Origin of the sequence: Mesorhizobium sp. M1E.F.Ca.ET.041.01.1.1, from assembly GCF_003997355.1 — a bacterium.
Taxonomy (GTDB): domain Bacteria; phylum Pseudomonadota; class Alphaproteobacteria; order Rhizobiales; family Rhizobiaceae; genus Mesorhizobium.
In genome coordinates, this window is record NZ_RZSL01000483.1 from 1 (window position 1) to 4,772 (window position 4,772).

A 4,772-nucleotide genomic window follows, 5' to 3' on the forward strand; every position below is an offset into this window, starting at 1 on the left:
ACCTTGCGGCGCGCCCGTTTCGATTAACCGGTCAAGCCGATCAGGCGGCGTCTTCCTCGCCTTCCGACTTCTTCTCGCGCACGATTTCCTTGCCGGTGGCCTGGTCGACGACCTTCATCGACAGGCGAACCTTGCCGCGCTCGTCGAAGCCCATCAGCTTGACCCAAACCTTGTCGCCTTCCTTGACGACGTCGGAGGTCTTGGCGACGCGCTCGTTGGCGAGCTGCGAGATGTGGACGAGGCCGTCGCGCGGGCCGAAAAAGTTGACGAAGGCGCCGAAGTCGGCGGTCTTGACGACCGTGCCTTCATAGATCTCGCCAACTTCCGGTTCGGCGACGATGGTGTGGATCCACTTCTTCGCCGCCTCGATCTCCTTGGCGTTGGCCGAAGCGATCTTGACCGTGCCGTCGTCCTCGATGTTGATCTTGGCGCCGGTCTTCTCGACGATCTCGCGGATCACCTTGCCGCCGGAGCCGATGACGTCGCGGATCTTGTCGGTCGGGATGTGCATGACCTCGATGCGCGGCGCGAACTCGCCGAGCTCGGCGCGGGCGCCGGAGATCGCATGCGCCATCTCGCCGAGGATGTGCAGGCGGCCATCCTTGGCCTGGCCGAGCGCGATCTTCATGATCTCCTCGGTGATGCCGTCGATCTTGATGTCCATCTGCAGCGAGGTGACGCCGTTGGCGGTGCCGGCGACCTTGAAGTCCATGTCGCCGAGGTGGTCCTCGTCGCCGAGGATGTCGGAGAGCACTGCGAAACGCTCGCCTTCCTTGATCAGGCCCATGGCGATGCCGGCCACCGGCTTGGCGATCGGCACGCCGGCATCCATCAGTGCCAGCGAGGTGCCGCAGACGGTCGCCATCGAGGACGAGCCGTTGGACTCGGTGATCTCCGAGACGACGCGCAGCGTGTAGGGGAACTGGTCGGCGGAGGGCAGCATCGGGCGGATCGCGCGCCAGGCCAGCTTGCCGTGACCGATCTCGCGGCGGCCCGGCGAGCCCATGCGGCCGGTTTCACCGACCGAATAGGGCGGGAAATTGTAGTGGAGAAGGAACTTCTCCTTGTACATGCCGGTCAGCGAATCGACGAACTGCTCGTCCTCGCCGGTGCCGAGCGTGGCGACAACCAGCGCCTGGGTCTCGCCACGGGTGAACAGCGCCGAACCATGGGTGCGCGGCAGAACGCCGACCTCGGAGACGATCTTGCGGACGGTCTTGAGATCGCGGCCGTCGATGCGCGAGCCGGTATCGAGGATGTTCCAGCGCACCACCTTGGCCTGGAGTTCCTTGAACACCGTACCGATCTGCTCGGAGGAGTACTTGGCTTCCTCGCCATCGACCGGTGCGAACGCTGCCTTGACCTTCGCCTTGACGGCGTCGACGGCAGCGTAACGCGACTGCTTGTCGGTGATCTTGTAGGCCTCGCGCAGCTCGTCGCCGACGATCTTCAGCATCTCGCCTTCGAGCGCGGAATAGTCCGGCGCGGTGAAGTCGCGCGGGTCCTTGGCGGCGACCTCGGCCAGCTTGATGATCGCCTCGATCACCGGCTGGAAGCTCTTGTGGCCGAACATGACGGCGCCGAGCATCAGGTCCTCGCTGAGCTCCTTGGCCTCGGATTCGACCATCAGCACGGCGTCGGCGGTGCCGGCGACGACGAGGTCGAGCTTGGATTCCTGCATTTCGTCGATATGCGGGTTGAGCACATATTCGCCGTTGATGTAGCCGACGCGGGCGCCGCCGATCGGACCCATGAAGGGCACGCCCGACAGCGTCAGAGCCGCCGAGGTGGCGACGATCGACAGGATGTCCGGATCGTTTTCAAGATCGTGCTGGACGACCGTAACGACGATCTGGGTGTCGTTCTTGTAGCCGTCGGCGAAAAGCGGACGGATCGGGCGGTCGATCAGGCGGGAAACCAGCGTTTCCTTCTCGCTCGGACGGCCCTCGCGCTTGAAATAGCCGCCCGGGATCTTGCCGGCGGCATAGGTCTTTTCCTGGTAGTTGACGGTGAGCGGGAAGAAATCGAGGCCGGGCTTCGGCTCCTTCATCGAAACGACGGTGGCGAGGACCACGGTCTCGCCATAGGTGGCGAGCACCGAGCCGTCAGCCTGGCGTGCGATCTTGCCCGTCTCCAGGATGAGCGGACGGCCGCCCCACTCGATTTCCACTTTGTGATGATTGAACATATCTTGTCCTTCATATGCGGAAAGGGTCGCGCCGTCTCAACGGTCGCGGATATCCCTTCCCTGGCTTCCTTCGGGCAGCCACGGGCAAGACAACGGGAAGCTCGATAAATCCGGCTCACAGCCGAGCGAGCATCCTGCAATCCTGCCCCATGACCGTCCATGGGCGGTTCCGAATGGCCCTCTGCACTTTCGGAACCGGGTCTGGCCGACCGGTCGGCCGGCCTTGCGCATGACGCCGAAAACCCTTGGTTTTCGGAACGCGCCTTGCGCGAATGCAAATTTCGAGAGCGCGTTGCGCTCCATTCCCAGCATCGGCACATCGGATCATCCGATGCGCCAATGCGCGACCGGCGGGCCCTCCGCAGAGAGCCCGCCGGTCAATTCGTCAGCGACGGAGACCGAGCTTGTCGATCAGCGTCTGATAGCGCGCGTCGTCCTTGCGCTTGAGGTAATCAAGCAGGCTGCGGCGCTGGGAAACGAGAGCAAGCAGGCCACGGCGGGAATGGTTATCCTTCTTGTGGTCCTTGAAGTGCTCCGTCAGGTTCTTGATGCGCTCGGAAAGGATGGCAACCTGGACTTCCGGGGACCCGGTATCGCCCTTGGCGGTTGCGAATTCAGTCATCAATTCCTTCTTGCGATCGGCAGTAATCGACATCGTGTTTTTCCTTATCTGTTCGAGGAAACGGGACGCCCTCAGCCGGGATGTCGTCCAGCAGGGGCCGGTGCAAGCAACGCGTCAGGGCGCGAAGCTGCGGCGCATATAGTGCAATTCCCGGCAAAACACCAGCCCAATTGTCAAGCCGGCTTGTCGCAGGTCCTGCCGCCAAAACAAAGGTTTGCCCTGGACTACAGCCACTTCTTCCACTTGAAGAAGGCGACAAGCCCAATTGCGACGGCGAGCATGAACAGAAGTGCTGCAGGGTAGCCGTAATAGGCCTTCAGCTCCGGCATGTTCCAGGGCGAGCTTTCCGGTTCGAAATTCATGCCCCAGACGCCGACGAGGAAGGTGAGCGGCATGAAGATCACCGAGACGATCGTCAGATAGGAAATGACGTCATTGGTGCGCGCCTGGGTCAGCGACAGATGCATCTCGATCAACCCGGTCAGCATGTCGCGCTGGTTCTCGACCAGCTCGATCAGCCGCAGCGAATGATCGAGCGTGTCGTTGAAGAATATCTTGGTCTCGGCCGTCACAAAGGGCACGTCGTTGCGGATCAATGTCGCCAGGGCATCGCGCATCGGCCACAGCACGCCTTTCAGCACGTTGGCGTCGCGCCGCAACTCGTGCAACTGCCGCATCTGATGCTTGTGCGGCGTGTTCAGCATCTGGTCCTCTATGCCGTCGACCGTTTCGCTCGCCGCTTCGATCGGCGGGAAATAGCTGTCGACGATGGCATCGATCAGCGCATAGGCCAGATAGTCGGCGCCGCGCGAGCGCAACCGGTTGGGCATGGACGCCGCGATGCGCTTGCGCACCGGGTCGAACGGGTCGCCCTCGCGCTCCTGGAAGGTGACGACGAAATTCCTGCCGAAGAATACCGCTATCTGCTCGTAGCGATGGGCGGTGACATCGTCGATCATGCGCAACGCTACGAAGGCATGATCCTCGAAGAAATCCACCTTCGGCCGCTGGCCGGTGTTGACGACATCCTCCAGCGCCAGCGGGTGCAGGTTGAAGATCCGGCCGATCTCCTCGATCAGCGGGATGTTGGCAAGCCCCGTGCAGTCGAGCCAGACGACGGGCCACCGGTCGCAATGGGTATTGAGCTCGTCGATGCTGGCATTGTCGATGGTCTTGAATTTTTCGGGCGAGATCAACGTCAGCCGAAGCTCGCTGCGCCGCGCCGCCGGATCGGCGATCAGCGTGCCGGGGGAAGCGCCGACCGGCGGCCGGTGGGTTTTCAGCGGCGCCCGCTTCCTGACGGTATCAACCTTTGCCATGAGTTCCTCGGGCGCAAAGTCCAACTGAATTGGTCTTTGCTTCTTAGCAATTCCGGTTGAAAAACCGCTACGCACTTTTCCTGGAATTGCTTTAACGTTTTACGCAATTCCCAACGGAAAACCGCGATACACTTTTCCTGGAATTGCTTTAACGTTTTACGCAATTCCCAACGGAAAACCGCGATACACTTTTCCTGGAATTGCTTAACCGAGCGCCATCACCCGGCAAAGACCCGCTTGGGCTTGAACATGCCCTGCTCGATGGCGCCGATCGCCACCAGCTTGCCGCGCGCGGTGGCGCAGGCCTCCTCGGCCTCGACGGGCGCATCACGGCCGCGAATGATGACGGGATTGCCGAGACGGATCTTGGTCGCGGCGTCGTCGCTGACCGCGACCTGCGGCAGGCAATCGAGGGCCGCCGCGGTGTCGACCAGCAGCGCGTCGACAGCGCTGAAGTCGATCGGAGCCTCGGTCTCTTCCGCGCCTTCATCCGTCTTGCCGCCGAAGCGCGCCGCTTCGAGCTCGGCCACGGTGACGAAATCCTCGGCCGTGAACGGCTCGACCTCGACGCGCCGGAGTTCGGCAATGTGGCCGAAGCAGCCCAAATCGCGGCCCATATCGCGCGCCAGCGAGCGCACATAGG

The 4,772-nt window shown here is 62.4% G+C and carries 3 protein-coding genes and 1 pseudogene; all 4 read right to left on the reverse strand.

Annotated features, from left to right (window positions below):
* Positions 1–40: 40 nt before the first annotated feature.
* Positions 41–2,188, reverse strand: a complete 2,148-nt coding sequence (gene pnp / locus EOA38_RS28345) for a polyribonucleotide nucleotidyltransferase (RefSeq protein ID WP_127300784.1) — start codon at positions 2,186–2,188, stop codon at positions 41–43.
* A 385-nt stretch (positions 2,189–2,573) separates the two neighbouring features.
* The gene (rpsO, locus tag EOA38_RS28350) at positions 2,574–2,885 is read right to left on the reverse strand and encodes a 30S ribosomal protein S15 (RefSeq protein ID WP_277816125.1); all 312 of its coding nucleotides are present in this window, start codon (positions 2,883–2,885) and stop codon (positions 2,574–2,576) included.
* Between the two features lie 149 nt (positions 2,886–3,034).
* Complete coding sequence (gene corA, locus EOA38_RS28355; protein ID WP_127300785.1) at positions 3,035–4,129, reverse strand: magnesium/cobalt transporter CorA; 1,095 nt, start codon at positions 4,127–4,129, stop codon at positions 3,035–3,037.
* 218 nt (positions 4,130–4,347) lie between these two features.
* Positions 4,348–4,772 (reverse strand): annotated as a pseudogene (gene truB / locus EOA38_RS28360) (tRNA pseudouridine(55) synthase TruB); the annotation flags it as partial.

What these genes read in the sequence shown, in the direction of transcription:
- pnp (WP_127300784.1), bottom strand. Translation starts at nt 2,188, where the DNA reads ATGTTCAATCATCACAAAGTGGAAATCGAGTGGGGCGGCCGTCCGCTC.
- corA (WP_127300785.1), bottom strand. Translation starts at nt 4,129, where the DNA reads ATGGCAAAGGTTGATACCGTCAGGAAGCGGGCGCCGCTGAAAACCCAC.